Below are 26,550 nucleotides of genomic sequence, written 5' to 3'. Positions count from 1 at the left end.
TCTTTTTTTGGAAATTTGTATTCTATTGACTTCAATTGAATATTGTTCTACAATTAGGTGGAAAAAAGTGAATAGAAAGGGCGCACGTTAATAAATAACGGCGGTTCTAAGACCATTAGAACGTAGCAAAACCTATGAAATTTGTTGCAATTGTTGGTACTAATGCAAGTTTTTCCTATAATCGAAAACTTCTTTGGTATATGAAAAAGCACTTTAATAATCAGGCTCAAATTGAAGTCCTCGAGATCACTGATATTCCTCTATTCAGTGAGGATACTAAAGTGTTACCACATCGTGTGGCTGAGATTATCTATGCCATTCAAGAAGCTGATGGAGTCATTTTCAGTACTCCAGAATACGACCATTCAATCAGTGCCGGATTGAAGTCATTACTCGAATGGCTATCTTGGGGTGCTGTTCATCCGCTTACTAACACACCTGTAATGATTGTCGGGGTATCTTTGGGGCAAATGGGAACCGTTTTTGCTCAAGAAAATCTTCGCCAAATTTTAAGTTCACCAGGAATTGATGCCTTTGTGCTCCCTTCTAATCAATTTATGCTTGGGCGAGCCTCACAAAGTTTTAATGCACAAGATGAGCTTCATGATGAGCGAACGATTGAATTTCTAGAAACTTGCTTCAAAAATTTTGAAATTTACACTGAACATGTAAAATCAATGCGTGATTTAGCTGAAGATCGGACCACCACGATTACCAGTCCTAGAAATAGTCGTGCTATCAGGAAAGTTGAACAAAAGCCCTTGCCCAAGATAGTTGAACATGGAGAAGGGTGGTGGATTGAAGAGATTAATCTTGGATTCGCTTTAAATGATGCTAATACTGGGAGCTCTTCTAAAGAAGAACTGAACAAAATCACTGATGCAAAAACTGGGGCGTCGAGTAAACCTGAAGGAATTCCAACTGTATTAGCCCCGGATGAATCAACCCAGATAATTGAAAAAGGGAACGGATGGTGGATTGAAAAAATAGCTTTATCGACTGGAGCATCTAATTCAAACTCTAAAAATGATACTGACACATCGGCATCTCAAACAGAACTTTTGGATTCAGACAGTGACACTGGGGCATCTGAGCATGAATCTGAAGTTGTCAGCACTGACAGCAATACTGGAGCTTCGACTAATTGATGGGAAATAAACTAGCCAAAAAGAAAATTGCTTTGCACGGTCATGCACTAGGTACAGTGATTTATTTAACCGTTTTTGGAACTGATGATGCTACAATTTTGAAAAAAGCACTTGAATTAATTGATTACTATGAGAATTTAATGACCGTCAACCGTCCTCATTCCGAGCTCATGGATGTTAATGCATCAGCTGGAATTGAACCTGTTCATGTTTCTGATGCTGTCTATCATCTGACGAAATTGGCCGTTGAGAAAAGTCAAGAACACTTTGGTTTTAACGTAGCCATTGGACCCCTGGTTAAACTCTGGCACATTGGTTTTAATGATGCTCGTTTCCCCTCAATTGATGAAATTTCTGAAAAAATAGCTCTCGTAAATCCTGACGAAATCAGCTTTTCTGACATTGATTTTTCGATTTTTCTACCTCAGGTTGGAATGGAGCTCGATTTGGGTGCCATTGCAAAGGGATACATTGCCGACCGTGTTACAGATTTATTTAGTAGCCAAGGCATAACTTCTGCCATTATCAATTTAGGAGGAAACCTAAGGTTAGTGGGGCCTTCGCCACTACACTCAAATCAAAAGTGGCACATAGGGGTACGAAATCCATTCATCCATTCTGATGATACAATTTTGCAGGTCATTACCGACCATTCTTCAGTTGTCACTTCGGGAATCGCTGAACGACATTTTGAACACAATGGACGTTCTTATCACCACATCATTGACTCAAAAACTGGCTATCCATTTGAAACAAAACTGGCCTCTGTCACGGTTTTTTCTGACAGATCTCTTGAGGGAGAAATTGAAACTACACGACTCTTTTTTGCCAATGAGATCCCCCAAAATTATTCTTATTCAGCACTATTGATTTATCAAAATAAATCCGTTCGCTTAATTAACCTTGACCAAAGTCAAGTTCACCTCACAGACTCTACATATTATTTTATTTAAAAATTAGAAAGGTTAGCAATTACAATATATTGCTAAGGACATATTATGGTAATGACACGAGAACGTAATCAAAAAGATGAAGATACGAAAACATTTATAGAAGAGCAGGGCTTAATTCATCTGCCAACTGGCCAATTTGATTTAAAACTACTTAGAACCATGCTCAATATGATGCCCTTTGAAATCGACCTGATCGATGCGGATGACAATTTTATTTACTTCACAGACAGTGATACGCGGATGCACCACAGAACCACGGAACAATTAAATCAAGAATTATTAAGTTTACACCCAGAAAAACCTGAACATATTCGTCCAACAGTTCAAAAAATATTAGAATCATTTCATGACGGAACTGCAAGCCATTATGAACAGTGGTTCCCCATGGCTGGAAAAACGTGTTACATTAATTATTATGCCCTTCGCGATTGCGACGGTCGTTATCTTGGTTGTATGGAATTTACAGGCGATATCTCACGTATACAAGGACTTCGAGGTATCCGTACACCACATAATTCCGGAAAATCAGAATAAATGCATCACAGATTTAAAAAAAATGAGCAAAAAAAGCCACACATCGGTGTGGCTCTTTTTTAGTCTTCTGTGTACCAGTCGTAGTGATAAGTACCTGGCTTATCCGTACGTTCATAAGTATGAGCACCGAAGTAGTCCCGTTGAGCTTGAATCAGATTGGCCGGCAAATTTTCAGAACGATAGCTGTCATAATAAGCAATGGCTGAGCTAAATGTTGGTGCAGGTGTACCTGTTTGAACGGCAAGCGCTACGACGTCACGAACTGATGCTTGATATTTTTTTGTAATTTCTACAAAATATTCGTCGAGCAAAAGATTTTCAAGGTCTTTATCTTTATTGAACGCATCCGTTATTTTTTGTAAGAATTGGGCACGAATGATACAACCAGCGCGCCAAATCTTAGCAATATCAGCATAAGGTAGATCCCAATCGAATTCAGCGGATGCTTTACGAAGTTGGGCAAAACCTTGAGCATAGGACATGATTTTTGAGAAATACAATGCTTGTCGGATTTTTTCAACAACTTCTTTTTTATCACCTGTAAAGTGAGTTGAAGGGCCAGCTAAAACTTTACTTGCTTTAACACGTTCATCCTTGTATGTTGAAATATAACGTGCAAAAACAGATTCAGTTATCAATGGCAGTGGAACTCCAAGGTCAAGTGCAGATTGTGATGTCCATTTACCTGTCCCTTTATTTCCAGCTTTATCCAAGATTTTATCTACGATATAACCTTCACCTTCATCATCTTGACGTTTCAAAACTTCTTTTGTAATCTCGATCAAATAGCTGTCAAGCTCGCCTTCATTCCATTCTTCAAAAATTTCTTGAATTTCAGCATTTGACAAACCTAAAACACGTTTTAAAAGATCGTATGATTCTGCGATCAGTTGCATATCACCGTATTCTATTCCGTTGTGAACCATTTTTACAAAGTGACCTGCTCCGTTTGGACCAATGTATGTGACACATGGTTCACCATCTTGAGGTGCTTTAGCAGATATTTGTTCAAAAATTGGTGCAACTAAGTCGTAGGCTTCTTTTTGTCCTCCAGGCATCATTGATGGACCAAGGAGAGCCCCTTTTTCACCACCGGATACACCTGTACCAATGAAATTAATTCCTGAATCAGCAAGTTCAGCGTTACGACGAATCGTATCTGGGTAGTGTGTATTCCCACCATCAATCAAAATATCGCCCTTATCAAGCAATGGCAAGAGAGATTTGATTGTAGCATCTGTTGGTCCACCAGCTTTAACCATGAGCATAATACGACGTGGTTTTTCAATTGCATTTACAAACTCTTCAACAGTTTTAGTGAACACAAAATTTTTATCAGGATGCTCAGCAATGACTTCTTCTGTTTTTGAAGTTGTGCGATTGAAAAGGGCAACAGTGTAGCCGTGCGATTCAACGTTAAGGGCAAGGTTCTTACCCATAACAGCCATCCCGACAACACCAAAGTTTGCTTTTGTCATAATTGTATCTCCTATTAATAGTTTTAATATCTTTATTATAACGTAAATATCTTACAAATAAAACAAAAAACTATGTAAATTATTTTTATTTATCTATTATAATCAAAAAACTGTCAGTAGTATCATTCTAACCCGTTAAGCATCGAATGTCATCACTACTGACAGCTTTATTTTTTCTGAATTAAAAAGTTTCGTGATTTTCTAAATCATTTTTCACTTCATCCGCTTTTTCACCAACAGCAGCTGCAGTTTCATCTACTTTTGATTCAAATTTATCAGCCGCTTGTTCAACTTCCTCTGAAAATTCAGATTCATTTTCATCAAATAATTCATCACTATCTGATTTAATCTCATTGATTTTATCAACAATTGCATCCCGTGTTGCATTAAAGAACGCAATTACAGACTCTTTTGATAATTCTCCTGAATCAACTTTTTCTTTAATCAAATCGCGTTTTTCAAAGAGGAAATCTTTAGCGCGATCTGCAGAAATTTCTCCCGAATCAAATTTATCTTTTACATCGTTAAATTTCTCAGTTGAATAATCAATTGTTTTATCTTTCCAATTGTTTAATGCTTCTTGTGGATTTTCTTTGAAATCATCATAAAGTTTTCCAGCGTCATCGCGTAAATCTTCACCTTTTTTAGGAGCGAGGAAAAGCGCAGCTGCTGCACCGACAAGAGCACCAATTAAAATTCCTGATTTTTTAGACATTTTCTACCTCCGTTTTTATTTTATCTGTTTTAATCTTGTTTGCAGTTTTCAAAGTAGAATCAACTTTTTTTTCTGCACCAATATTGTTTTCTGTTTTTGAAGCGTTTGAACGACTCGTCGTTTTTGTCGTATCTTTTTTGACAAAGAATTTTTTAGCCGTTTTCGCAGCCAATACAGCTGATGTTGCTGTACGACCAGTAGTAGGACGGTTAATTCGAGTAACTAAACGTCTGGTTGAGCCATTTACATCTGAAATACTTTCTGACAAATCTGCCACAGCTGTGAACAGCGGATCAATTGTTGCAACTTTCCCATTCACATCTTCAAGCAAAGTGTTCGCCTTCGCCATCAAACCATCTGCTTGATGGAGTAACAAATCGACGTCACTTGAAACAAGCTTTACTGTTCGATTTGCTTCTTCAATCGTTTTGGATACTTTATATAATACAATAACCAGAAATAAAACCAAAACGGCAAACGCTATTGCGATAATTAATAAAGCAATATTCCCCACATTGACCTCCTTGTAATAAGCAATTTGTTTTCTTATAATCTGAAAGCGATTATAATTTAATTTTATTATAACAAAAAATTCACTTTTATGATAATAAGTTTATTTTATTTTAATAAAAAACAGTCAGAATTGACGCAACAGGTAGGTGTTCTCATCAGCACTGACAGTTTTTCTCTTTTATTCATATTTTTTATAACGACGGAAAATAATCAGACCAATCCCAACAAAAATAAGAATGGCTGATAACCACTGCGATACACGGGCTGGCCCAAGCATCAAACTGTCTGTACGCATTCCTTCAACAATGAAGCGAACACAGCCATACCAAATTAAATAGAAGGCGAAAATCTCCCCTCGCTTGATAAATTTCAAGCGATGGCGGAAAATGACCATCAACAAAAAGCCAATGAAGTCGCCAATACTTTCATACAAGAAAGTAGGTGTTCGATAATGACCATTAATAAACATTTGATTCTTGATAAAGTCAGGTAAATAATTTAAATTGTCGACAATTTTTCCATAAGCTTCTTGGTTAACAAAATTCCCCCAACGGCCAAGGGCTTGTGCCAACGCGACACCAGGTACCGTTATATCAAGGAGGTCAAGTGGATGAATCATTCGATAATAAGAGAAAACGAAGAGCACAATTGCACCAACAATTAATGAGCCGTAAATCGCCCCACCACCATCCCACATGGCAATAATCTGACCGGGGTGTTGGCTATAATAAGACCATTGGAAAATGACATAATATGCTCTTGCCCCTACAATCCCCAGTGGAAATGCTATTAGTACAAAATCAATGATATCGTCAACTGTCATTTTCTTACTTGGTGCCTCTTTACAAGCCATCCAAACAGCAATTGCAGCACCTGTGACAATAAAAATTGCGTACCAGTGAATAGAAAAAGGCCCAAGTTGCAAAGCAACTTTATTCAAGGCCAAAAATGGAAATAAAGAATTCATAATCTCACTTTTTCTTCTTTTTCACCGGGAATTTCTAAAAATCAACGATATGAAAAAGATATTAATATAGATAAAATAGGAAGATTAGTCTTCACTATTTTTTTCAATCAAATGTGTCAAACGATCTTCAAAGGATTGAGTTGCATCAAATCCCATTTGTTTCGCTCTAAAATTCATCACAGCAGCTTCAATAATTACAGATACATTCCGACCAGTTTTGACTGGAATTTTTGCCTGTGGCAGATCAACACCAGCCAAATTAATTGGCTCGGTGCCATTACCAAGGCGATCGAATTGCTTATTATTGTCATAATTTTCAAGAAAAATGGTCATGTCGATTGCTGTTTCATCCTTTACAGCACCAGCTCCGAAGAGAGTCATCACATCGATAATTCCGACGCCACGGATTTCAATCATGTGACGTAAGATCTCAGCTGGTTCCCCAGATAATGTGAAAGCATCACGTTGGTATATATCCACACGGTCGTCAGCCACAAGCCGATGTCCACGTTTAACCAACTCAAGTCCAGTTTCCGATTTACCAATTCCGCTGGCCCCTTGGATCAAAACACCAACACCGAAAATGTCCATGAGAACACCATGAACCGTTGTTCTCTCGGCTAATTTTTCATCTAAAAAGGTCGTTAAAATAGAATTTAAACGGCTCGTTGATTCCTTTGATTGAAGGAGAACAATGTCTTGTTTTTTAGCAGCGGCAACCATTTCTTGAGGAATCTCAAGATTACGCGCCACGATTACGCATGGAGTAACATCAGTCATGATTTTTTTTAATAAATCGTATCGATTATCCCCAACGACATTCATCATATACGACCACTCTTTCATTCCAAAAAGTTGGATCCGTTCAGGTGTGAAATACTCAAAATAACCTGACATTTCCAATCCTGGTCGCATGATATCCGACGTTGTAATCTCTTTATTGAAGGCTGTTTCTGTAGAATAGACGACATGGAAATGTACTTTTTTAACTAAGTCTTTGACTGAAACTCCCATTTTTTCTCCTCTATATTATTTGATTTGTAATTACATGATGCCGCTTTGTTTGACTAATTTATCTAATTTGTATGAAAGTGTTAAACGACGGATCAAAAAGATAGCAAAAAAGCCGGCAAAAAGCCAATCTCCACCAAAAAGACAGATTGAAAAGAAGAGTGCTTCGATTGCTGTTCCAATTATAAATGATAAAAATCTTTGTTTAGGCATAGGTCTATAATAGCTCATTTCGACCGTAAAAGTCAATCAAAAGCAATAGATTTGACCTTTTTTTCGAGCCATTAATTCCCAGCATTTTGCTTTTAGATTTTAAAAGCCCAAAAAAACATCGTCTACTTACGATGCTTTTCGATTTACTTATTGATTATTCGCGGTAGTCAACAATTGCTGCATTGCTTGATAGAATCCCCCCATCTCCCATGACTTCAATCACATTACCGCTTTCAGCTTTTCGGATTTTCATATCTGGATCTAAAAATGTTTCCCCAAAACTTTTGACATAAATCACCCCTCGATTAGACTCGATTTCCCCATCAAATTCCTTTGGAAGTAATGCTTTATTGGCCAGAGCAACAACCCGAATCTGTGTCACAATCGCACATGCATCAGCTTCACCATGTGGTGTCAAACTATCATCATAGTCTAATGCAAGAATATCCGAATCAGTCAGATTTAATGCATTGATTTTTCCAATTACGTAGTCATCAAAAGTAATTTTCATTTTTTCTCCTTTATTCTTCTATTTTACATCAAGATCACTTTTCCATGTCGATAAATGGCTTAAATTTTAATAGTAGTCTCATATTTTACAATTATTAAAAATAAAATCATTGAAATTCTTTTTTAAACTATTTATTATTCATAATATTTTTGGTGTGTTATAATTATTTCAAAAGGAGGTGTTTATGTCGGAAAACAAATTTGACGCTAAGAAAGACCAACTTGCTGGGACCGTAAAAGAAAAAGCTGGTCAATTAACTGGTAACAAAAAAACCGAGGCAGAAGGCACGCTTGAAAAATCAAAAGGAAAAGCAAAAGAAGCTTTTGACGATGTAGCAGATAAAGTGAAAGGTGCATTCCACAAAAACTAGTTATCAGTTTTTTAAATTTTCCTGAGTGTACTTTCGATGGTACACTCTTTTTGTTTCTACATGGAGGTTTGTATGTTACAGCTTTGTGTTGCTATAATAATTGTCATCGTTCTGTTAATGGGTTTTCTGATGTTATTTGCCATCTGGAAAGCTGGTAAAAAGTGAATCTTTTTAATAATCTTATACCCCATTATTTTAAATTAGATTGCTACGATTTCTTTGGTGGTCTTTTTTATTTATAAAATAGATTTGAGAAATCGTGCATATCATTGACATCTCGTCTGAAGAAAGAGTATAATAACCTCATGAAAAGAATCAGATCCTTCACCGAAACAGAGGCTTTTAAGTACCTTGTATTTGGTGTTCTTACAACGCTTGTTTATTACATTTTCATGTATGGAAGTCTGGCAATCCTCAAGAACGTCTCCGGAAAAGCAGCTATTTCCGAAGCAATTGGTCAGATTGTTTCAATAATTTTTGCCTTTTATACCAACAAAAAATGGGTGTTCGAGCATGAAAGCAACCACGTCTTCCTTGATTTTCTAAATTTTGCTGCTGGTCGTGTCATTTTTATGGTCCTTGCAATTGTTTTAAAGTGGTGGTTTGGGGATGTCCATCCAAGTATTTTGATGAATTTGTTCCATTTAAGTTTTGATAAAACCATGCTTGTCTTCTCACTTTTTATTCAAATTCTCAACATCTTACTCAATTATTTCTACTCTAAATTTTTAGTCTTTCGAAAAAAATAAAATGAACGTGATCGTTCGTTTTTTTTTTTTGAAAAAAAAAAAGCCTTGCAATGCAAGACTATTAATTATCTTTTCGGATATCCTTAATGATTTCAACAATTTCACCACGCCGTGTCTCAATTTTTCCTTCTCGCATGCTTTGATAGGTTGCATTTAAAATTGAACCTGTAATCAGAATTCGTGCAATAAAAATAAACCAGATCATGAGAGCAAAAATTACAAGCGAACCAATCACCTTAAAGTCATTGACTTGACGAAGTGCAAAATTGACATACTTTGCAATTAAATTTATAAAAAAGACTAAAATTAAGGTTGAAAAAATTGTACCAGGTAAAGTATAACGTAATTTTTTTATTTTAACATTCGGCAATAGATAGTAAAGCAACATTAAACTCAAAAAAGTCGCCGTTGCTACTGCTGGGAGTGTCATATTATGCAACGTCTGATATAAACCGTCATCAAATGGAAAAGTTCTGTGGACATTTTCTAAAATGATCTGACCAAAGGTTGACAAGGCAATTGATAAATAAAGAAAGAGAAAGATAGCTACCCCAGAAGCCATTCCAACAATCCGGCTGACAATAAAATCGCGATGATTGGATACTTCATAAGACTTATTCATTGACATCTGTAAAGCTGCTAAAGCTCTTGAAAATGTCCATAAACCTGCCAAAATGGAAAGCCAGAGCAAACTTGTATTCGGATTATTTAAGATATTTTCAATGATTGTTGCCAGACTATCATATAATTGTTTCGGCAAATTTCGGCTAAGAAAATCTAACACAGTTCCTACATTAATGTGAAAAAATGGAAGTGCATTTCCGATGATCAACAGCATTGGAAAAAGAGAAAGCAGGAGATAATATGCAACGGCTATAGAAGATAGACTCATTTCCGAACTCTTAAAGAATTTTAGGAAAGTGTTTGACCACTGACCAATAGGCTTAAGATACTTTTTCATTGCTCCCCTCTCTTATTTATTATCAGTAAGTCCGTTCTTCTCCTTGAGAAGTTAGGATACGAGGGCCATCTTTTGTGATAACAAATTGATGTTCGTATTGACAAGAAAGGCCACCATCGCGCGTTTTAAATCCCCAGCCTGTTTCTTCATCTTCGACAACTTGCCATGTCCCAGTATTAATCATTGGTTCAACAGTGATGACCATTCCTTCACGCAAACGAAGGCCACGACCAGCTTTACCAAAGTGAGGAATCAAAGGCTCTTCATGCATTGTGGGACCAACGCCGTGTCCACATAGGTCACGAACAACACCGTATCCAAGTCCCTCAGCATACTCTTGAATTGCCGCGCCAATATCACCAATACGATTCCCAACTTGAGCCGCTTCAATCCCACGGTAAAGGCATTCACGTGTCACATCCATCAAGTCTGTGACTTCTTTTGGTGCTTCACCAACTGCATATGCCCAACATGAATCAGCTACTCCCCCACGGAACCCTTCCATGATCGCTTTCATTTTCTTTGTGTCGTTAAAATCAACTTTTTTCATGTCAGCATAGTCGTCTTCGATAAGTCCTAGAACCATGTCCACTTTGATAAGGTCTCCATCTTTCAACGTTTGATGACGAGGAAAACTATGTGCAACTTCATCATTTAAACAACAACAAGTTGCGTATGGATAATCCATCATTGCACCATCTACACCGATTTGCATTGGGATAACGTTTTTTTCTTTACAAACTTTCCGAACATATTCTTCAATTTCCCACATGTCAATCCCTGGTTTAATAAGGTCGCGGAGTCCAATATGAATTCCTGCTAAAATATCACATGAGCGTTGCATTTGTTCGATTTCACGAGCCGATTTAAGTGTAATCAAGATTAATTACTTCTTTCTTTTATTTCTTTTCTCTGTTTTAAAACAGACTAAATTTTATTTTCTGAAGTGACACATACTTTAATTGAAGATAGGGTTTACAACTCATTCAAGTAGTATTTATGAAAATACTTGCTAAGTCATTTTCAAAAAATCATGGGCCTTTTCAAAACTTATTTTTTTTAAATACACTTTATTTTACCATAAAACAGAAGACTTTTTCTATTTATCAATTGCAACCACTTACTGGCTTCATTTTTATCAACTCGACTTGGTTATCTTGTGATTTTTTTTGAAAAACTTGGTATAATTTGGTTAAGACATCATTCTGATCAATAAGTCGATTAAATGAATTAATAAGAGGATAAAATTATGGCTTTAGCAAAAATTGTTTATGCAAGTATGACTGGTAATACAGAGGCTTGTGCGGATATTGTAGCTGATAAACTTGAAGAACTCGGTTTTGAAGTTGAATGTGACGAATGCTCATCCGTGGATGCATCTGACCTTGAAGATGCCGACTTAATTGCAATTGGCACTTATACTTATGATGATGGAGAACTTCCAGATGAGATTGTTGATCTTTATGAGGATTTAGAGGATATTGATTTAACAGGTAAGGTTTTTGGTTGCTTCGGTTCTGGCGATACATTCTATGATGATTTCTGCGTTTGTGTTGACATGTTTGAGGCTCGCTTATTGTTGACAGGTGCCACTAAAGGTGCCGAACTCGTACGTGTTGATTTAGCACCCGAGGATGAGGATGAGGAAAATCTTGAGACTTTCGCTGAAACACTTGCCTCACATTTTGATTTATAATTTCGAAGATTACCAATAAAAAAACAGGCTTTGCCTGTTTTTTTATTTTTTATAAAGTGGGAGAAGAACTTCATCTACAATCTTTTTTATATTGTCATTACTTATAATTTGATTATCAACAAGCAAATGGTATCTCGAAATTTGAAAAGGTAACATTTTAGCGGTTTGTCCAATATGTTCTCGTGCCTCTCCCCTTTCTTGGGCTCGAGCTAAAATTCGTTCGATAATGATGAGATTTGATTGTTGAACTTCTGGTAGCAAATGTTCAAGCGTTCGTTTTCCTTGAATTTGTTCAAAATGTAGGAAAGTCAAGAAATTCTTTGGAAAAAAGGTGGCATTTTCTTTTAATTGTTGCATCATATTCCATAAATCTGTCCTTAAGGCACCTGAATTGAATTCATGGTCAATCATTGGCCCTTGCCAGTTACTATTTTTTTTCATATGCTGCAAAGATGCCTCGTAAATCAGATGAAAGGGATCATCCCAATAACGATAAATGACGCTTCGAGTAGTGTGGGCTTGACGTGCTACATTTTGAAAAGTGACTGCCTCGTAACCCTTCTGCTCTAAAATTTCAATTGTCGCCTCGTATATGGCTGAAATAAGTACTTCACCACGTCTTCTTCGTTCTTGTTTTGGCATATTTTCCCTTTTCTTAGGTTACTGATTCAAATTACTATTATTATATCGTGCTTTTTTGATTTAATCAATTTTTTTAGATACAAAATGTATTTTATTATTGACAACGTTCATCATCAAGTGTATAATTTTCACCATAAAGATACAAAACGTATCTTATGAAAGAAGAAATAATGAAGAAATTAAAAATTAAAACAGAGAAACTACCTCAGGATATTGTTCGTTCAGCCTGGGTACTTGCTTTTGGAGCACTAGCACCCATGTTAGATTCAACAATGGTCAATATAGCAATCAATAAGCTACAAATCGACCTTAATACTTCTTTAAACATGATTCAATGGGCAATCACGGGGTACGTTCTTGCACTCGCCGTTGCAATACCAGTTTGTGGCTTCTTCGTCAATCACTTTAATGGGAAAATTGTGCTTCAAGTTGCAACAATCGCTTTTGGTCTCTTCTCAATGTTCTCAGGCTTAGCATGGAACATCCAAAGTTTTATTTTTTTCAGAGCAATCCAAGGATTCTCTGCAGGATTTGTCACGCTTTTGATGTCGACTTTATTAATGAAAATTGCCCCGAAAGACAAGTTGGGTTAACTCATTGCTGTTGTCAGCACACCATTAATTCTGGGACCAATTATTGGACCTGTTTTAGGTGGCCTTCTCGTCCAATATGCTGATTGGCACTGGATATTTTTTGTCAACATTCCCATCGTGGTTATTACAGTTTTACTTAATCTGTTTTTTCTTCAAGATTTTGATCCCATGAATCCAGAGAGTCGCTTAGATTGGATTGGAACACTTTTATTGGCGTTGGGGTCAACTGGCCTAATTTATGGGTTGATGAAGGGATCAGATAATGCAAGCCACTTTTTTAATTCCCCAATGCTTTTATTTTCCAGTTTAGGATTATTGGTCTTTATCATCTATGGAATTTATAATCACTTGAAGGATAATGAAACTGTCCTACCGCTCCATTTTTTTAAAGTAAAAAATTTTACTGCGGCAAATATTGCTGTCTTTCTCGCCGGAATTGCCTCCAATGGTCCTATGCTTTTACTCCCACTTTTTTTTCAAAACACACGAAGTTTATCGACGATTGATGCAGCGCTCATGTTGATTCCTCAAGGAATTGGTATGCTTATCGCTCGTCCTTTATTGGGAAAAGCCATTGACCGATTCGGTGCCCGCCCTGTTGTTCTTGTCAGCCTTTTTATCACATTATTGGGAACTTTCCCTCTTGTCATTGCTGGTGATTCAACAAATTTATACTGGATAGGACTTGTTTTATTTGTCAGAGGAATAGGTGTAGGTGGGCTTATCATGCCAATGATGACTGATATTTTTATTGGACTGAAATCAAAAGATATAGCTGCAGCATCAGTTGGAAATCGGATTATTCAAAATTTGGGATCCAGTTTTGGCTCTGCGATTATTTCAGCTGTGGTGACAAGTGTCATTACAAGTCAGCTTGCCGGACAAGTTACAAACAGCCTCAACAAATTAATGAACTCTACTTCAACGAATTCTCTCCCATTTACTGCCATCAAAGTCAGGGCGCTTGCACAGGCAAGTAAAATCGTCACCCTACATGCTTATCAATCAGGCTTTGCAGTCAGCTGTTTTGTGCTTGTGCTGATTATTTTCCCAACTTTCTTTTTAAGTAGCAAGTTAAACACGAAATAAAAACTGTCATTTCTGACAGTTTTTTAATTGATTAATTCTATTTTGGACGTAAAATACTGTTCTTGAAAGAAAGTAGCCTTTGCAATTTCTTCACTAGTGAAGTCTTCTGCGTCCGTTGTCAAACCCCACTTATCTTCAACATCATTAAGTCGATGGATTATGGCATACAAAACGCCTTCAAAAGATGATAGAGGGACCAGATTTTCCACTTTTCGTGACAAAATGTAGACATCCTGCTCTTCCCCGTCACCAGCAAATAAGCCTTCAATAAAGCCATAATTCAGCTGATACACAGTGCCATTATGAATGTAGCCGACCGGCCGATCAATAATTGCTCGAAGGGATATATTTATTCTGCCCATTCAAACCTCCCAAAAGGAAACCCTTGAAAATCACTAAAGATAAGCATCAAACTTAGCTGATTAGTTTATTTTTCGGTCACTGCCTGTCATATTGTAAACATGAGAATTCCTGCTGCAATAGCCACATTCAGCGATTCAGCTTGCCCAGGCATGTCAATGTGAACCATTTGGTCTGCTTTTTCGATTGCCATTTCACTGACACCGTTTCCTTCATTGCCCATGACCAAGGCAAAACGTTCTGATTGAACTTTTTTGTAGGAAACAGACTGGTCTGATAAGGTTGTTACTAATATTTCTAAACCAGATGTTTTTAAATCATCGTATAAAAGAGCTGCCTCAATTCCATCAAAAATGGGTAAATGAAAATTACTTCCTTGCATTGACCGCATTACTTTTGGACTATAGATATCAGCTGTATCTGAACTTGTAAAGACAGCATCATATCCAGCCGCATCTGCAGTTCGAATCATCGTCCCAACATTTCCAGGATCTTGAACATTTTCTAAAACAAGTACTTTTTGAAAGCTAATTTTAATATTTTCAGATTGCTTGACTACTGCCACTAACCCTTGGGGGCTTCCGGTCTCTGTCAAAGTTTTCAAAACTTCATCTGATACGAGGGTATATTTTACACTTGCAGGTATTTTTTCAACCTTATCAGCTGTGACAAAGACATCCAAAATTTCAACTTCTGCCTTGACTGCTTCAGTCAGCAAATGAAAGCCTTCAATTAAATATTTGCCCGTTTGTTTTCTTGCCTTCCGACTCAATAGTTTTCTGGATTCTTTGATTTTTTTATTTTCTCTTGACGTGATAATTTCCATACATCAATTATAGCAGAAAATTTTGAAAGAATTACTATTAAACAGGGCGTGAATCCAATGGTGAAATTACAATTATGCTAAATTTATTCATCAAATGTGCCCGAATAACTAGCTTTCTTCAAAATCTGGCTTAATCGGTCATGAATTATGATACAATAATTTTAGAAATAAGATTTTATGGAAATATTTCAAGGTCAATCAGTAAAAGCTATTTAAGAGTTTTCTTACAAAGGAAATTCACAAACTAATACTAGATTTTTCATCACTGAAATCCTAAAATTAGAATTAGGGAAAGTCGAAATAAATCAGTATCTTGCCTATTGATTTATTCTTATCCTTGTATCTTTTCTTTTCAGTAATTTAAGTCTTACTTTAAGGAGGAATATTTTGATTAAAGTTAAAATGATTGTTAGTGGGCGCGTTCAAGGCGTTGGATTTCGTTACTTTGTGATTTCAGTGGCCAGTCAAGTTGGACAAATCAATGGTCGGGTATGGAATAATGACGATGGTACTGTCGGGATTTTTGCCCAATCAGAAAGTTCTGAAAAGCTTCAAGAATTTACGTGGTTAGTTCGCCAAGGCCCAAAACGAAGCCCTTTTGCAAAAGTAACATACTTGGAGTCAACCCCAGCTGCCTTTAAAGATTTTTCGGATTTCTCCGTTTCATATCAACCTTTTTAAACACAAAAAACGACTAGAATGTCCAGAATACTGTACAAATTAGTCGTTTTTTTTTACCAATTTAAATATCTCAAAAGATACATATTCATTCGAACTTCACGCGCATAAAACATATTACCTCCATTGACGTAGAGTTTGCCCTGATTATACCAAAGCGAATCTAATGTAATGTGATAATATGTTGCTCCAGTAGAATTTCCTAAACTGGGTGCTACAACGTCACGTGAATAAGATTTCGAAAGGGTTAATGTATTTTTTCCACCATTTTCTGCAATGTAATCGATGTAATTCTTCCCATAATTATAGGCTTGAACGCCCGCCCATACATCCACATTTTTATCGGCAGCATATTGCAATACTTTGGTCAAATTCAAAAGTCCCTGTTGAATACTTTCGGATTCCGTTCCAATCGTATCTTTTTGACCAGTTAAACTTTCACTTGACTGCATAATATCCGTACTTTTGCCTTTAGTTTCAGTATAAATTATCGCGAGAGCAAGGTTTGTATCCCCTTGTAGCCCTTGTTTCTTCAAACTTGCCTCAACAGCAGATTTGTAAGTCATCACATGCTTTACATTTTCATGGATGCGGTAGACGTAAAAACCGGCAAGTACAATGAGCACAAGCACGATTAATTTTACGAATTTTTTTAACATATCACTTACCTAGATTCTTTCTGATAGTATTTATATTTCCATTGGAAACTTATACATAACGTTCGAGATTTATACTATCATCTGATTAAAAAATTTATTCGCCTTTATTTGCTGTCTTAATTTTAATACAACGGGAATCGCTTTGTCAAGTCAAGTACATCTTTTCTCACCTCATCAAGCGAAACTTGATTGTCATGATTTTTCAATGCTTTTGTTACAAGTTGTGCGACTTGACGTGCTTCATTTTCTTTGAAACCACGTGAAGTCATTGCCGCTGCACCAATACGTACACCAGATGTTTTGAAAGGTGACAAGGTTTCATTAGGAATCGCTTCTTTATTCAATGTGATATACACCGTATCGAGTAGATCTTGAGCTTCTTTACCATTAATTCCCAATGGCAAAACTTCCATGTTGAGCAAATGATTATCCGTACCACCAGTAATGACATGCAACCCTGCTTTTATAAATTCATCCGACATGACAGCTGTATTCTTAACAACCTGATCGATATACACTTTAAATTCAGGATCTAATGCTTCTTTCAGCGCAACAGCTTTTCCAGCAATGACATGCATTAAAGGACCACCTTGTGAACCTGGGAAAATTGCTGAATTTATTTTTTTAGCCAATACTGCATCGTTCGTTAAAATCATTCCACCACGTGGACCACGCAATGTTTTATGAGTTGTTGTTGTAACCACATCAGCGTATGGAATGGGACTTGGATGAGCTTCTGTTGCGACTAAGCCAGCAATATGAGCCATGTCAACCATCAATTTAGCATTGACACTGTCAGCGATTTCACGGAATTTGGCAAAATCAATTACTCGAGAATATGCTGATGCGCCAGCAACAATCAGTTTTGGTTGTACTTCTTTTGCTTGTATCATAATTGCATCATAATCAAGCATTTCCGTTTCTGAATTCACACCATAAGGGACAAAATTGTAGGTTTTACCTGAAAAATTGACCGTCGCACCATGAGTCAAGTGACCACCAGCGTTTAAGTCCATTCCCATTACAGTATCACCTGGTTCAATCAAGGCCATATAAGCCGCCGCATTTGCTTGCGAACCTGAGTGCGGTTGAACATTAGCAAACCCCGCACCAAAAAGTTCTTTGGCCCGTTCGATTGCTAAATTCTCGACTTTATCAACAAATTCTGTTCCACCATAATAACGTTTAGCGGGGTAACCTTCGGCATATTTATTGGTCAATACTGAACCTTGTGCTGCAAGAACAGCCTTCGAAACAATATTTTCGGATGCAATAAGCTCGATATTTTTTTCTTGGCGCTCTTCTTCTTCATGAATGGCGCTCCAGAGTTCAGGATCAAATGCTTCAAAATTTTCTTTATCAAAAATCATGGGATACTCCTCTTTGTTTTGTAAATCTATTATACCATGCTACTTTTTTTGTGTCCTTTTTCGGTCACGTGAATCGCATTTTTTATTCAATAGTTCCGATTTCAGGAACTGCATCCAAGATTTCAGACGACTTAATTGCTCCTTGACGTAAAATTTTTGCTTTTTCGCCAGTCAAATCAATGATTGTTGTGTCAAGACCATAGACAGAATCATCTTTTAATGCGATGCTTGCATTTTCGAGAATTTCAGGCGACAAATCTTCAAAAAACCGAGGGCTTGGTTCCCCTGTTAAATTAGCTGATGGTCCAACAAGGACAGATAAGCCTTGGATTACTTCTTGGGTAGCCGGGATGGATGGCATCCGAAAACCGACTGTTGATTTGCCAATATGAATCCATTCTGGAACATTTTCTGAAGCCTCTAAAATGATTGTTAGGGGTCCAGGCAAGAAAGCTTTCACTAATGTTTCTAAATAAGCTGGTTGATTTTTTGAGTATTTCAATATGGTCTCTAAACTTGAAACATTCATATTAAGCGCTTTTTCAGTTGGTCGCCCTTTAACAGCGTACAATTTTTTTACTGCTGCTTCATTCGTTGCATCTGCAAATAGGCCATAAACCGTTTCTGTTGGTAATATTGCGAGTTCACCAGATTTTAATACATTTATTGCTGCTTGTGTTTCCACTTTATTATACTTCCTTATTTTCCTTTTTTATTTTTGCATTGGCTCTTGCTTGAAGATTACGACTTTTTTCCAATTTTTTTGTAAGTTCTCCTTCAACTTTGTTAAGTTGACCATAAAGTACATTAATCCGTTGCAAAATATCTTCAGGCACCTGATAGGGGTGCTTAAAGATTTTTCTAGCTATTCCTTGATAGGACCCGTCAGTAATTCTGATTTCATCTGCCCATCTTTTCGTCTCGCTTTTGACAAAGTCAAATTTATCTTTCGCCGATTCGAGTTTTCCTGCACTAAGGTCAGATTTAACATCTGAAAGTTCCCGTGTTAAAACATCATACATTAATTTAAAATTATTTTCTATTTTCAATTTTTTTCCTTTTTAATTTAAATAGATGAGAATTAATTGACATTAACATTTCTTTCTTAGATAAATCTTATCAATTAATTGTAATCCTTTTTCGTACAAAGGTCTCTTATAATGCTCAATAAAATAATTTTTTCGCCGTTTATAAATTTCAAAACCAGCTTGTTGATAAAATTGAATATTACCAGACACTTCGTCAGTTCCTAAAATGATTGTTTTCCCCGAATATTTTTGACAAATATATTGCAATAAATATTTGCCATAGCCACGCTTTTGATATTCTGGAATAATAGAAAGATTCTCGATTTCAATTTGGTTATCGTCACTGCTGTTAGTAATAACAAGCGCTCCGATCGTCACGTTCGCTTTTGTTAAAACAAATAATCTTCCCAATTCAAGGTAAGCCATGATAGATGTTTCTTCTTCGTCCCCAACTAACAAAATTGGCAGAGAGTCCCTTTTATTCTTCATCACTTCTTTGATTATTATTTTTTCAACGGACATTAATCATGCGATCCTTTCCGAAGAAATCTTGATGAATTCTAACTTCTTTTTCTGGAAAGTTTGCTTCGAGCAAAGCTTTAACATTTTCACCTTGTTTATAACCAATTTCCAAATAAATTTGACCATTTTGAGTCAAATAATCTCGTCCCTCTTGAGCTATCTTTTCATATATAGCATAGCCCTTATGGTCAGCATAAAGTGCAGAGTCAGGTTCGTAGGCACGAACGGAATCATCCACTTCATTTTGATCTGCCCAGTCAATGTACGGCGGATTTGAAACGATCAAATCAAATCTTCCCTCTATCTTATCAAAAACATCTGACTGGAAAAAATCGATGTTCACGTCATTCAATTTCGCATTCTCTCTTGCCAACTCTAAGGCATCAAGCGACAAATCAGAAGCCGATACTTGCCAATCTGGATGCTTCTTCGCCAGGCTAATGGCAATAGCGCCAGAACCAGTCCCGATATCTAGTACTCTAACTGGCTTATCTGTCATCTCTGATGTTATAGAATCCTTGTTTTCCAAGATAAGTCGAACCAGTTCCTCTGTCTCTTGCCGTGGAATGAGTACCCGTTCGTCAACTTTAAATTGCAAATCACAAAATTCAGCCCAACCGACGATGTATTGTGGCGGAACCTGTTTTTTCAGTTGTTGAACGATTTCAGTCAAACTTTCAATGTCTTCATCTCCAATTGGTTCACGCATCAAATTTAACCAGGTTAATTTGTCCATCGTCAACCGATCTTTATTGGTCTGTATCCCTTTAAATCTTCCCGATTGTCCTAACCCACGAACAACAAACTCTAATTCAAAGGGTTCTGCCAGTTGAGCTGAAAGTTGCCTAATTACTTCAATCCATAACATTTAATTCTCCCAAGTTTAGCTCATTCATTCTTATTCTTTTATTTTTAATATAACCATCGACAAGTCAGTAAGAACGAGCTGATTCTTGTCAGTAATGACAAGATCAGCCACATTTGAAAGGATCATTTCTGCTTGATTCAGTTCTCTAACACGATAATCACGAGCAGAGGCATTGTAAATCAATCTAAAATCTCCAATTTGATAATCAATAATTCCATTTTTTGCTTGAATAATATGAACAGATTGTTGAATTTGATTAAAATCATTCAATCTAAAAATCGGATTTTCATTGCGAATTGTGATTAACTTCCTAACGAAATCTAATAATTCAAGATTTTCATGCATCACATCCCAGTCAATCTGGTTAACCAAATCACCAGCTCGGTAGGAATTTTCTGCGGCAACAAAATCAGCTGTAATAAACTTACCGCTACCAGAAGAATCGACCAGTTTACTCCGACCAAAAGCCTGTCCAACCTCAATAAAAGGAACTCCAGCTGATAACATCATCAAAGAAATTGCTATGCTCATTCGCTTAACATGAGTCGCTTTATCATCAAGTGGGTGATTAATGAAAAGTTGATCCCGTAAATTGTAATTATCATGCGCCTCCACATAATTGATTGACTGTTCAGGGTATTTCATAGTTGGGTAGAGCTTACGACTTCCCATTATACCAGACATTAAAGTTTGTTCTAGTGGATATTGGTGTGGATTTGACTGATATGCATCAATTCCATCTACAAAACCGTACGTTTTCCCATCAAACTTTGATCCCTTAATGGCATCGCGTAAATCGTCGTTGAACATACCAATTGGTGCTACTAAACCCAAGTTTTTTTGAATCACTTTGTCATGCTCAGGCAAAGCCGTTGGCATGTTCCAACCTTCACCATACAGCAAAATTCGACTGTCCAATTGATTCAACTGCTCACGAATTTTGTTCATTGTGGCTATATCAAGACCACTCATTAAATCAAAACGAAAACCATCGAAACCATAAGTTTCTGTCCAATAAATAACCGAATCTTGTACGAAACGTGAGAACATCTCTCGTTCAGCGGCCGTATCCAGTGTTCCAGAAACCATGGCCTGACTTCGTCTAAAATAATATTGAGGAACTAATTTTTCAAATGGCGAATCGGAACTGTCAAACATATGATTATAAACCACATCCATGATCACATTGAGACCAGCTTCATGAAATTTTTCAATGGTCGACTGAAGTTCAATGATCCGGCAATTAGGGTCGGTTGCGTCAGTAGAATATGACCCCTCTGGTAGATTATAATTTTGAGGATCATAGCCCCAGTTATAAACAGGAGCACCACCTGTCTCGTCAACCGTTGCAAAATCAAACACCGGCATCAATTGAACACAATTAATTCCTAGCCCTTTCAAATAATCGAACCCTGTTGCTTCACCGAATGAATTCTTACTGCCTTCTTCTACAAGGCCCAAATATTTACCTCGGTTTTGCGCTGAAATTCCAGAACTTTCCGAGATACTAAAATCACGAACATGAATTTCTTCAATAATAGCATCTGTCGCTTGATTCAAGCGCCAAGTCGCATTTGTTTTATGAAAACTTCTTTTATCAGGTGCAACAATCACGGACCGATTTCCATTAACAATCCCACCTCTCATGTAAGGATCTTGGGTTTCTACCTGATGTCCATCCTCGTAGGTCACTAAAAAGGTATAGACAAGGCCAATTTGATCCCCAGGAAGTTGAATTTCCCAGACTCCTATCGTATTTTCACGGTGATTGCTCTTATTTTCTACTTTCCCTAGGGACATTGGTAATTTTTCGACTGGTGAAGATGCAGGATTCGTATCTTTTCCATAAGAAATTAATTCGACTGAAACCAAACCAGTCTCAAGCGCAGGAGGCGCCCAAACTCGTATTTTTGTCTCTTCTTTATTATAAATTGCGCCTAGTTGACCTGCAAAGGCCCATTTTTCATCAAATTTTTGCCAATTAACTTTTTTCATTTTTTCACTTTCAATGACACACATTTTTAACGCATTTAAGTCTTAGACGGATCGAAAAATTTAATTTTGAGACACTTTTACTTTCCAATACTCTTCATCAAGCTTAGGATTGTAGGGTCTCCCTTGCAACTTAATTCGATCTTTAATCTCAAGTAATTCCGCTTTTTTAGCTTCTGTTAATTCTGATTGCAAGAACTGAATCCACTCTAATTTAGATAGATTATGTCTTGAACGATAAATTTTCTCAATTTGTAAGGAATCCGAGCCACTGTTGACCAGTTCGACTTGCAATCCACCAATCCAATGTAACACCCACATCATAAACTCCCCCTAGTGAATCGTGCTCCGTTCAATTGAATCAACTTTTAGCTCAATTCATGCCACTTATTTTTATTGATTCAACGCTTCTAATTTCTTTGTCTGATCATAAATAATAAGACTATCAATAATTTCGCCAAGGTCTCCAGCAATAATTCGGTCAAGTTTTTGTATCGTTAGACCAATCCGATGATCGGTCACACGATTTTGAGGATAATTGTACGTTCTGATTCGCTCTGAGCGATCTCCTGTCCCAACCGTTGACTTACGCTCTGTATTTTGCTTATCTAATTCAATTTGTTGATAGTAATCAAAGACTTTCGTATTCAGAAGTTTAATGGCTTTATCACGGTTTTTCTGCTGCGTTCTTTCTTCTTGCATTTCAACTTTAATCCCTGTTGGCAAATGCACCATCCGTACTGCCGTCGCCACTTTATTGACGTTCTGTCCACCAGCGCCTGATGCGTGGTAAATGTCTGTCCGAATTTCATTGGGGTCAATTTGATAATCAAATTCCTCAACTTCTGGCATGACTAGAACTGTGGCAGTTGAAGTGTGAACTCGCCCCTGGGTTTCAGTAACAGGCACACGTTGAACCCGGTGAGCTCCTGATTCATATTTCAACTTTGAATAGACACTCTGTCCAGAAATTAAGGCCGAAACTTCTTTAAATCCACCAATTGATGTTTGGTTCGCCTCCATGACTTCAAATTTCCACCCCTGACTCTCAGAGTAATGTTGGTACATGTTGAGTAAATCAGCAGCAAAAAGTGCAGCTTCATCTCCGCCAGCAGCACCTCGAACTTCTAGGATGATGTTTTTGCCATCATTCGGATCTTTTGGCAAAAGTAAAATCTTCATTTTTTCTTCAAGTTCAGGTTTTTTTGCTTTTCCTTCTGCCAATTCATCCTTGAAAAGCTCTTTCATTTCATCATCAAGTCCACCTTCATTAAGCATTTCTTCGCTTTCTTCAATCGTGGCTAAAACTTTTTTATATTCTTGATATGTCGCAACTGTATCGCGCAGATTGGCTTCTTCACGAGACAATTCCATAAATCTTTTTGTATTAGCGACCACTTCTGGGTCAGATAAAAGCTCACCTAACTCTTCATATCGCCCAATCATTGATTCTAACTGATCAAACATCTCTACTTCTCACTTTTCATTTGTTAATTATTACATCTTATAACTAAAAAACGGTAAATTAGTCTAAGAAATTGAACTAATTACTTATTTTTACTTGTTGGATCGATTCGCATTTTCACAAAACCTTGAAAGGCATCCCATAATCCCGGTTTTTCAAGCCATTCTTTTTTTAAAATCATCGCCTGATTTTTACTGAAATAAAAATAGACTGCGTCGTCAAAATAAACAACCTTCACAATCGGCTGAGCAAAAGTCATGCCGTCATAAAAATCGTAAACCTGTTCTCTTTGAAGTTCGTTATTTTGTTCATACATTCTTTGATATTTCTTGGGTGCCAAGACAAAGTAGTTCAAGACTAAAATAGCGATTGCAAAAACAAGAAAAGCAAGGACAGTCATTAATGGTGTTTTTATAAAATAATAAACAATTAACACAACCAGCACGATTGCAATTTCGAAAACTAAATTTCTAAAATTTGTCAACCTTCTAACCATCTTCAAATAATCGTCAGCCGTGACTTTTCCTCTAAATTTAAAATTTATCATTTATTTATCTCCGGATTAAAGTAATGTTTGCGACAAACTGGAATGTAAGTTTCATTTCCACCAATTTGTAATTGTTCACCTTCATATACAGGTTTTCCATCAATCGTCCGGATGACCATGGTTGCTTTCTTACTGCAATACCAGCAAATCGTTTTAATTTCTTCGATTTTGTCAGCCAACAATAATAAATATTTTGAGCCTTCAAAAAGTTCATTGCGGAAGTCATTTTTCAACCCAAAAGCCATAACAGGAACATTCAGCACATCTACCACTCTCGCGAAATCATAAACATTTTTTTTCGTTAAGAATTGTGCTTCATCAATCAGTACACAGAATGGTTTTTCAGGCAATTGATCAACGTAATCAAAGACATTCATTTGATCATTTATGGCGATAGCTTGTTCAGCAATTCCGATTCGACTTGCAACTGTTCCAACACCTGATCGTGTGTCAAGACTCGATGTCATCAAAAGGATGGGTTTACCTTGCTCTTTATAATTGTGAGCGACCTTCAAAATTTCAATTGATTTACCTGAATTCATCGTCCCAAACTTGAAATATAACTGTGCCAAAATATGCTCCGTTCTTTTTTCTACTCTAGTCTGAGCAGATACTCTTGCTTTTCCATTTTCATGGGATTGATAACCATTTGCAATCCAACATAAACTAAATTATATCATAATTTGGGTCGACTTATAATTAGCTTTCTATCAAATTAAATACGAAAAAAAGAAGAACTCACATTCTTCTTTAATCTGCAATCACACGGACGCATTAAAAACATTGATGACATTATTATCCAATATGCCGTACTTTTGCTTACTGTTTGAATAATATATGCCTTTTTAAATTATTCATTGATAAATAGTGTACTAATATCTTTTTTAATTACTCATATTCCATTTTTGAGATAAAAATTTATGATTATTAATTTTATAATCTAAAGCATTTGTTTGTTTCACAAATTTTTCAATGGCTTGATCTGCTTCCAACCATCCTCTAGTTCCAAAATGAATGGTATCACCTGAAGCATAACGTGTCTTGTACATTGATGTAAGGTCTTCAATATTATTAAAACCTTGTGAACTTAACTGATATTGAATTTTGTTACTAAAATCTTGCATAGTTTTTTCAGAAATCCCGACATAATTGGACCATGCACCGTTGACAGGCTGAATAATAAAGAGCACATCATTCTTGTTTTTAGCAAATAGATTTAGAACTTGTTGAAAATCAGCGTACTCTGGGCTATTGATATAGCTCACTTTACGCTCTGAATTTTTATAACTTTTATATTTATGTTTCAATTTGCTATTCCATACATTGTTGTTAATTTGAAAAGGGTTATTTGAAGAACTCTTCTTTCCTTGCTGATTGGCAAGTTCATCAAGTTGACTTTGAACAGCTTTTTTTGGAAGCATTTTAGAGAAGTTATTAAAACTATTGGTCAAATTAGTTCCGCTTTCCGTTATTTGAGAAATTTTTGAAAATAATATATCTTCATTATTCCACAAATTTAATGACATTGTCATCAAAAAACGTTTCCAAGAACCGATTGATTTTTTTTCACTCAGATCTTTTAAGCCTGAAAGTATTACTTTTTCTGAATCCATTGACTTAAACTCTTGTATGTGTTCAGCCAATTGCACTGTCGTTATATCGTTTGGGTTGGCTTGTAGCATCCAACGGTAAATTTCCCCTTTTGATACAAATGTTTGAAAACGTCCATCACTTATGCCTGACCTAATAAACCATTGAGGACTAATAATGAACACAATTTTACGATTTTTTAATTCGTTGGAAACTGAATTCAAATAAAAGTAATGTGTCAATGATGTTGTTCCAGGCTGTCCTACGAAATAAGGTGTAAAGCCTGCATGATACTTCCTAAAATAAGCCCCTGGATGAAAAGAATCAACGTGTTCCATTTCTGATGAACCAAAAAATGGCAAGAATTCTGGGTCGGAAAAGGCCTCCGATTTAACAGAATATCCCGTAAAAGAAGAAATGTTTTTTGGTGAATTTGCATAATTAAGTAACTCTTCTTTTGTATAGATTTTCCCTGTTTTAAAAGGCAGAAAGATAAGCAAGA

General features: G+C 36.5%; 30 protein-coding genes and 2 pseudogenes. 8 read left to right on the top strand and 24 right to left on the bottom strand.

The genetic code is table 11. The features are described from left to right. Nucleotides 1-134 precede the first annotated feature (134 nt). The 3 genes from RT41_RS00160 to RT41_RS00150 are packed head-to-tail and all read left to right on the top strand — an operon-like array spanning nt 135 to nt 2,635. Nucleotides 135-1,148: an NADPH-dependent FMN reductase gene (locus RT41_RS00160; RefSeq protein WP_096816786.1), complete on the top strand. Its 1,014-nt coding sequence runs from the start codon at nt 135-137 to the stop codon at nt 1,146-1,148. Then, nucleotides 1,148-2,101 carry an FAD:protein FMN transferase gene (locus tag RT41_RS00155; protein WP_096816785.1) on the top strand — a complete coding sequence of 318 codons (954 nt, stop codon included), beginning with the start codon at nt 1,148-1,150 and terminating at the stop codon, nt 2,099-2,101. Before RT41_RS00160 ends, RT41_RS00155 begins: the two co-directional genes overlap by 1 nt. Before the next feature lie 45 nt (nt 2,102-2,146). Further along, nucleotides 2,147-2,635 (top strand): PAS domain-containing protein, encoded by a 489-nt coding sequence (locus RT41_RS00150; RefSeq protein ID WP_245811546.1) that lies wholly within the window; start codon nt 2,147-2,149, stop codon nt 2,633-2,635. A gap of 59 nt (nt 2,636-2,694) precedes the next feature. On the opposite strand, the gene gndA is transcribed toward RT41_RS00150, so the two are convergent. The 7 genes and pseudogenes from gndA to RT41_RS00115 all read right to left on the bottom strand — a co-directional run bounded on the left by gndA (nt 2,695) and on the right by RT41_RS00115 (nt 8,043). Continuing rightward, complete coding sequence (gene gndA, locus RT41_RS00145; RefSeq protein WP_054639056.1) at nt 2,695-4,113, bottom strand: NADP-dependent phosphogluconate dehydrogenase; 1,419 nt, start codon at nt 4,111-4,113, stop codon at nt 2,695-2,697. Between the two features lie 181 nt (nt 4,114-4,294). Continuing rightward, on the bottom strand, nt 4,295-4,828 hold the full coding sequence (locus RT41_RS00140; RefSeq protein ID WP_096816784.1) for a YtxH domain-containing protein: 534 nt from the start codon (nt 4,826-4,828) through the stop codon (nt 4,295-4,297). A gap of 109 nt (nt 4,829-4,937) precedes the next feature. Beyond that, nucleotides 4,938-5,342 (bottom strand): annotated as a pseudogene (locus RT41_RS00135) (DUF948 domain-containing protein); the annotation flags it as partial. Nucleotides 5,343-5,519: 177 nt separating this feature from the next. Further along, nucleotides 5,520-6,308 carry a prolipoprotein diacylglyceryl transferase gene (lgt, locus tag RT41_RS00130; RefSeq protein ID WP_096816782.1) on the bottom strand — a complete coding sequence of 263 codons (789 nt, stop codon included), beginning with the start codon at nt 6,306-6,308 and terminating at the stop codon, nt 5,520-5,522. An 84-nt stretch (nt 6,309-6,392) separates the two neighbouring features. Then, a complete protein-coding gene (hprK, locus tag RT41_RS00125) occupies nt 6,393-7,322 on the bottom strand; it encodes an HPr(Ser) kinase/phosphatase (protein ID WP_054639057.1) in 930 nt (309 codons plus the stop codon). 30 nt (nt 7,323-7,352) lie between these two features. Further along, the gene (locus RT41_RS00120; protein WP_054639058.1) at nt 7,353-7,532 is read right to left on the bottom strand and encodes a DUF3272 family protein; all 180 of its coding nucleotides are present in this window, start codon (nt 7,530-7,532) and stop codon (nt 7,353-7,355) included. Between the two features lie 154 nt (nt 7,533-7,686). Then, complete coding sequence (locus tag RT41_RS00115; RefSeq protein WP_096816781.1) at nt 7,687-8,043, bottom strand: iron-sulfur cluster biosynthesis family protein; 357 nt, start codon at nt 8,041-8,043, stop codon at nt 7,687-7,689. 184 nt (nt 8,044-8,227) lie between these two features. On the opposite strand from RT41_RS00115, the gene RT41_RS00110 reads away from it, so the two are divergent. Together RT41_RS00110 and RT41_RS00105 are read left to right on the top strand one after the other, a co-directional pair. Continuing rightward, the gene (locus RT41_RS00110; protein WP_054639060.1) at nt 8,228-8,413 is read left to right on the top strand and encodes a CsbD family protein; all 186 of its coding nucleotides are present in this window, start codon (nt 8,228-8,230) and stop codon (nt 8,411-8,413) included. Between the two features lie 305 nt (nt 8,414-8,718). Continuing rightward, nucleotides 8,719-9,162, top strand: coding sequence for a GtrA family protein (locus tag RT41_RS00105; RefSeq protein ID WP_054639061.1), 444 nt, complete (start codon nt 8,719-8,721; stop codon nt 9,160-9,162). A 61-nt stretch (nt 9,163-9,223) separates the two neighbouring features. Here RT41_RS00105 and RT41_RS00100 read toward each other — a convergent pair whose 3' ends face one another. Continuing rightward, nucleotides 9,224-10,123 (bottom strand): YihY/virulence factor BrkB family protein, encoded by a 900-nt coding sequence (locus RT41_RS00100; RefSeq protein ID WP_096816780.1) that lies wholly within the window; start codon nt 10,121-10,123, stop codon nt 9,224-9,226. 22 nt (nt 10,124-10,145) lie between these two features. Next, nucleotides 10,146-11,003 carry a methionyl aminopeptidase gene (locus tag RT41_RS00095; protein ID WP_096816779.1) on the bottom strand — a complete coding sequence of 286 codons (858 nt, stop codon included), beginning with the start codon at nt 11,001-11,003 and terminating at the stop codon, nt 10,146-10,148. 369 nt (nt 11,004-11,372) lie between these two features. On the opposite strand from RT41_RS00095, the gene RT41_RS00090 reads away from it, so the two are divergent. Further along, the gene (locus RT41_RS00090) at nt 11,373-11,819 is read left to right on the top strand and encodes a flavodoxin (RefSeq protein ID WP_054639062.1); all 447 of its coding nucleotides are present in this window, start codon (nt 11,373-11,375) and stop codon (nt 11,817-11,819) included. Nucleotides 11,820-11,861: 42 nt separating this feature from the next. Here RT41_RS00090 and RT41_RS00085 read toward each other — a convergent pair whose 3' ends face one another. Beyond that, nucleotides 11,862-12,461: a TetR/AcrR family transcriptional regulator gene (locus RT41_RS00085; protein WP_096816778.1), complete on the bottom strand. Its 600-nt coding sequence runs from the start codon at nt 12,459-12,461 to the stop codon at nt 11,862-11,864. Nucleotides 12,462-12,616: 155 nt separating this feature from the next. Here RT41_RS00085 and RT41_RS00080 point away from each other — a divergent pair. Next, a pseudogene (locus RT41_RS00080) lies at nt 12,617-14,143 on the top strand (MDR family MFS transporter). A 23-nt stretch (nt 14,144-14,166) separates the two neighbouring features. Here the strand turns inward: RT41_RS00080 and RT41_RS00075 are convergent. Beyond that, nucleotides 14,167-14,505 (bottom strand): hypothetical protein, encoded by a 339-nt coding sequence (locus RT41_RS00075; RefSeq protein WP_054639063.1) that lies wholly within the window; start codon nt 14,503-14,505, stop codon nt 14,167-14,169. Between the two features lie 86 nt (nt 14,506-14,591). Continuing rightward, on the bottom strand, nt 14,592-15,329 hold the full coding sequence (locus tag RT41_RS00070; protein WP_096816777.1) for a TrmH family RNA methyltransferase: 738 nt from the start codon (nt 15,327-15,329) through the stop codon (nt 14,592-14,594). A gap of 387 nt (nt 15,330-15,716) precedes the next feature. On the opposite strand from RT41_RS00070, the gene RT41_RS00065 reads away from it, so the two are divergent. Continuing rightward, the gene (locus RT41_RS00065) at nt 15,717-16,010 is read left to right on the top strand and encodes an acylphosphatase (protein ID WP_054639064.1); all 294 of its coding nucleotides are present in this window, start codon (nt 15,717-15,719) and stop codon (nt 16,008-16,010) included. A 53-nt stretch (nt 16,011-16,063) separates the two neighbouring features. Here RT41_RS00065 and RT41_RS00060 read toward each other — a convergent pair whose 3' ends face one another. From RT41_RS00060 to dltD, 12 genes are all read right to left on the bottom strand, one after another. Continuing rightward, nucleotides 16,064-16,666, bottom strand: a complete 603-nt coding sequence (locus RT41_RS00060) for a lysozyme family protein (protein ID WP_096816776.1) — start codon at nt 16,664-16,666, stop codon at nt 16,064-16,066. 122 nt (nt 16,667-16,788) lie between these two features. Continuing rightward, nucleotides 16,789-18,036, bottom strand: coding sequence for a serine hydroxymethyltransferase (gene glyA, locus RT41_RS00055; RefSeq protein ID WP_054639065.1), 1,248 nt, complete (start codon nt 18,034-18,036; stop codon nt 16,789-16,791). Nucleotides 18,037-18,118: 82 nt separating this feature from the next. Continuing rightward, nucleotides 18,119-18,721, bottom strand: a complete 603-nt coding sequence (locus RT41_RS00050) for an L-threonylcarbamoyladenylate synthase (RefSeq protein ID WP_096816775.1) — start codon at nt 18,719-18,721, stop codon at nt 18,119-18,121. Between the two features lie 4 nt (nt 18,722-18,725). Further along, nucleotides 18,726-19,085: a hypothetical protein gene (locus RT41_RS00045; RefSeq protein ID WP_096816774.1), complete on the bottom strand. Its 360-nt coding sequence runs from the start codon at nt 19,083-19,085 to the stop codon at nt 18,726-18,728. A gap of 42 nt (nt 19,086-19,127) precedes the next feature. Next, nucleotides 19,128-19,586, bottom strand: a complete 459-nt coding sequence (locus tag RT41_RS00040; protein ID WP_245811544.1) for a GNAT family N-acetyltransferase — start codon at nt 19,584-19,586, stop codon at nt 19,128-19,130. Next, nucleotides 19,576-20,454 (bottom strand): peptide chain release factor N(5)-glutamine methyltransferase, encoded by an 879-nt coding sequence (gene prmC, locus RT41_RS00035; protein ID WP_096816773.1) that lies wholly within the window; start codon nt 20,452-20,454, stop codon nt 19,576-19,578. The genes RT41_RS00040 and prmC overlap by 11 nt, the downstream gene beginning before the upstream one ends. 30 nt (nt 20,455-20,484) lie before the next feature. Continuing rightward, the gene (gene pulA, locus RT41_RS00030) at nt 20,485-22,449 is read right to left on the bottom strand and encodes a type I pullulanase (protein WP_180752654.1); all 1,965 of its coding nucleotides are present in this window, start codon (nt 22,447-22,449) and stop codon (nt 20,485-20,487) included. Nucleotides 22,450-22,509: 60 nt separating this feature from the next. Beyond that, on the bottom strand, nt 22,510-22,770 hold the full coding sequence (locus RT41_RS00025; protein WP_096816771.1) for a hypothetical protein: 261 nt from the start codon (nt 22,768-22,770) through the stop codon (nt 22,510-22,512). A gap of 69 nt (nt 22,771-22,839) precedes the next feature. Continuing rightward, nucleotides 22,840-23,913: a peptide chain release factor 1 gene (gene prfA / locus RT41_RS00020; protein WP_096816770.1), complete on the bottom strand. Its 1,074-nt coding sequence runs from the start codon at nt 23,911-23,913 to the stop codon at nt 22,840-22,842. 80 nt (nt 23,914-23,993) lie between these two features. Next, nucleotides 23,994-24,458, bottom strand: a complete 465-nt coding sequence (locus tag RT41_RS00015) for a YcxB family protein (protein WP_054639069.1) — start codon at nt 24,456-24,458, stop codon at nt 23,994-23,996. Beyond that, nucleotides 24,455-25,030: a thymidine kinase gene (locus RT41_RS00010; RefSeq protein ID WP_054639070.1), complete on the bottom strand. Its 576-nt coding sequence runs from the start codon at nt 25,028-25,030 to the stop codon at nt 24,455-24,457. Before RT41_RS00010 ends, RT41_RS00015 begins: the two co-directional genes overlap by 4 nt. A gap of 312 nt (nt 25,031-25,342) precedes the next feature. After that, nucleotides 25,343-26,548, bottom strand: a complete 1,206-nt coding sequence (gene dltD, locus RT41_RS00005; protein WP_096816769.1) for a D-alanyl-lipoteichoic acid biosynthesis protein DltD — start codon at nt 26,546-26,548, stop codon at nt 25,343-25,345. Nucleotides 26,549-26,550 lie beyond the last annotated feature (2 nt).

The organism is Lactococcus fujiensis JCM 16395, assembly GCF_002441655.1.
Taxonomy (GTDB): Bacteria; Bacillota; Bacilli; order Lactobacillales; family Streptococcaceae; genus Lactococcus; species Lactococcus fujiensis.
The sequence above is the reverse complement of the archived record's forward strand: the minus strand, read 5'-3'. Positions and strand labels throughout refer to the sequence as shown.

Excerpts from the sequence above, each read along its gene's own strand:
- RT41_RS00015 (WP_054639069.1), bottom strand. The coding sequence starts at position 24,458 with ATGATAAATTTTAAATTTAGAGGAAAAGTCACGGCTGACGATTATTTG.
- RT41_RS00025 (WP_096816771.1), bottom strand. The coding sequence starts at position 22,770 with ATGATGTGGGTGTTACATTGGATTGGTGGATTGCAAGTCGAACTGGTC.
- RT41_RS00060 (WP_096816776.1), bottom strand. The coding sequence starts at position 16,666 with ATGTTAAAAAAATTCGTAAAATTAATCGTGCTTGTGCTCATTGTACTT.
- RT41_RS00115 (WP_096816781.1), bottom strand. The coding sequence starts at position 8,043 with ATGAAAATTACTTTTGATGACTACGTAATTGGAAAAATCAATGCATTA.
- RT41_RS00105 (WP_054639061.1), top strand. The coding sequence starts at position 8,719 with ATGAAAAGAATCAGATCCTTCACCGAAACAGAGGCTTTTAAGTACCTT.
- RT41_RS00040 (WP_245811544.1), bottom strand. The coding sequence starts at position 19,586 with ATGTCCGTTGAAAAAATAATAATCAAAGAAGTGATGAAGAATAAAAGG.
- gndA (WP_054639056.1), bottom strand. The coding sequence starts at position 4,113 with ATGACAAAAGCAAACTTTGGTGTTGTCGGGATGGCTGTTATGGGTAAG.
- pulA (WP_180752654.1), bottom strand. The coding sequence starts at position 22,449 with ATGAAAAAAGTTAATTGGCAAAAATTTGATGAAAAATGGGCCTTTGCA.
- RT41_RS00100 (WP_096816780.1), bottom strand. The coding sequence starts at position 10,123 with ATGAAAAAGTATCTTAAGCCTATTGGTCAGTGGTCAAACACTTTCCTA.
- prfA (WP_096816770.1), bottom strand. The coding sequence starts at position 23,913 with ATGTTTGATCAGTTAGAATCAATGATTGGGCGATATGAAGAGTTAGGT.
- RT41_RS00140 (WP_096816784.1), bottom strand. The coding sequence starts at position 4,828 with ATGTCTAAAAAATCAGGAATTTTAATTGGTGCTCTTGTCGGTGCAGCA.
- RT41_RS00090 (WP_054639062.1), top strand. The coding sequence starts at position 11,373 with ATGGCTTTAGCAAAAATTGTTTATGCAAGTATGACTGGTAATACAGAG.
- hprK (WP_054639057.1), bottom strand. The coding sequence starts at position 7,322 with ATGGGAGTTTCAGTCAAAGACTTAGTTAAAAAAGTACATTTCCATGTC.
- lgt (WP_096816782.1), bottom strand. The coding sequence starts at position 6,308 with ATGAATTCTTTATTTCCATTTTTGGCCTTGAATAAAGTTGCTTTGCAA.
- RT41_RS00075 (WP_054639063.1), bottom strand. The coding sequence starts at position 14,505 with ATGGGCAGAATAAATATATCCCTTCGAGCAATTATTGATCGGCCGGTC.
- glyA (WP_054639065.1), bottom strand. The coding sequence starts at position 18,036 with ATGATTTTTGATAAAGAAAATTTTGAAGCATTTGATCCTGAACTCTGG.
- prmC (WP_096816773.1), bottom strand. The coding sequence starts at position 20,454 with ATGTTATGGATTGAAGTAATTAGGCAACTTTCAGCTCAACTGGCAGAA.
- RT41_RS00070 (WP_096816777.1), bottom strand. The coding sequence starts at position 15,329 with ATGGAAATTATCACGTCAAGAGAAAATAAAAAAATCAAAGAATCCAGA.
- RT41_RS00160 (WP_096816786.1), top strand. The coding sequence starts at position 135 with ATGAAATTTGTTGCAATTGTTGGTACTAATGCAAGTTTTTCCTATAAT.
- RT41_RS00120 (WP_054639058.1), bottom strand. The coding sequence starts at position 7,532 with ATGCCTAAACAAAGATTTTTATCATTTATAATTGGAACAGCAATCGAA.
- RT41_RS00085 (WP_096816778.1), bottom strand. The coding sequence starts at position 12,461 with ATGCCAAAACAAGAACGAAGAAGACGTGGTGAAGTACTTATTTCAGCC.
- RT41_RS00155 (WP_096816785.1), top strand. The coding sequence starts at position 1,148 with ATGGGAAATAAACTAGCCAAAAAGAAAATTGCTTTGCACGGTCATGCA.
- RT41_RS00150 (WP_245811546.1), top strand. The coding sequence starts at position 2,147 with ATGGTAATGACACGAGAACGTAATCAAAAAGATGAAGATACGAAAACA.
- RT41_RS00110 (WP_054639060.1), top strand. The coding sequence starts at position 8,228 with ATGTCGGAAAACAAATTTGACGCTAAGAAAGACCAACTTGCTGGGACC.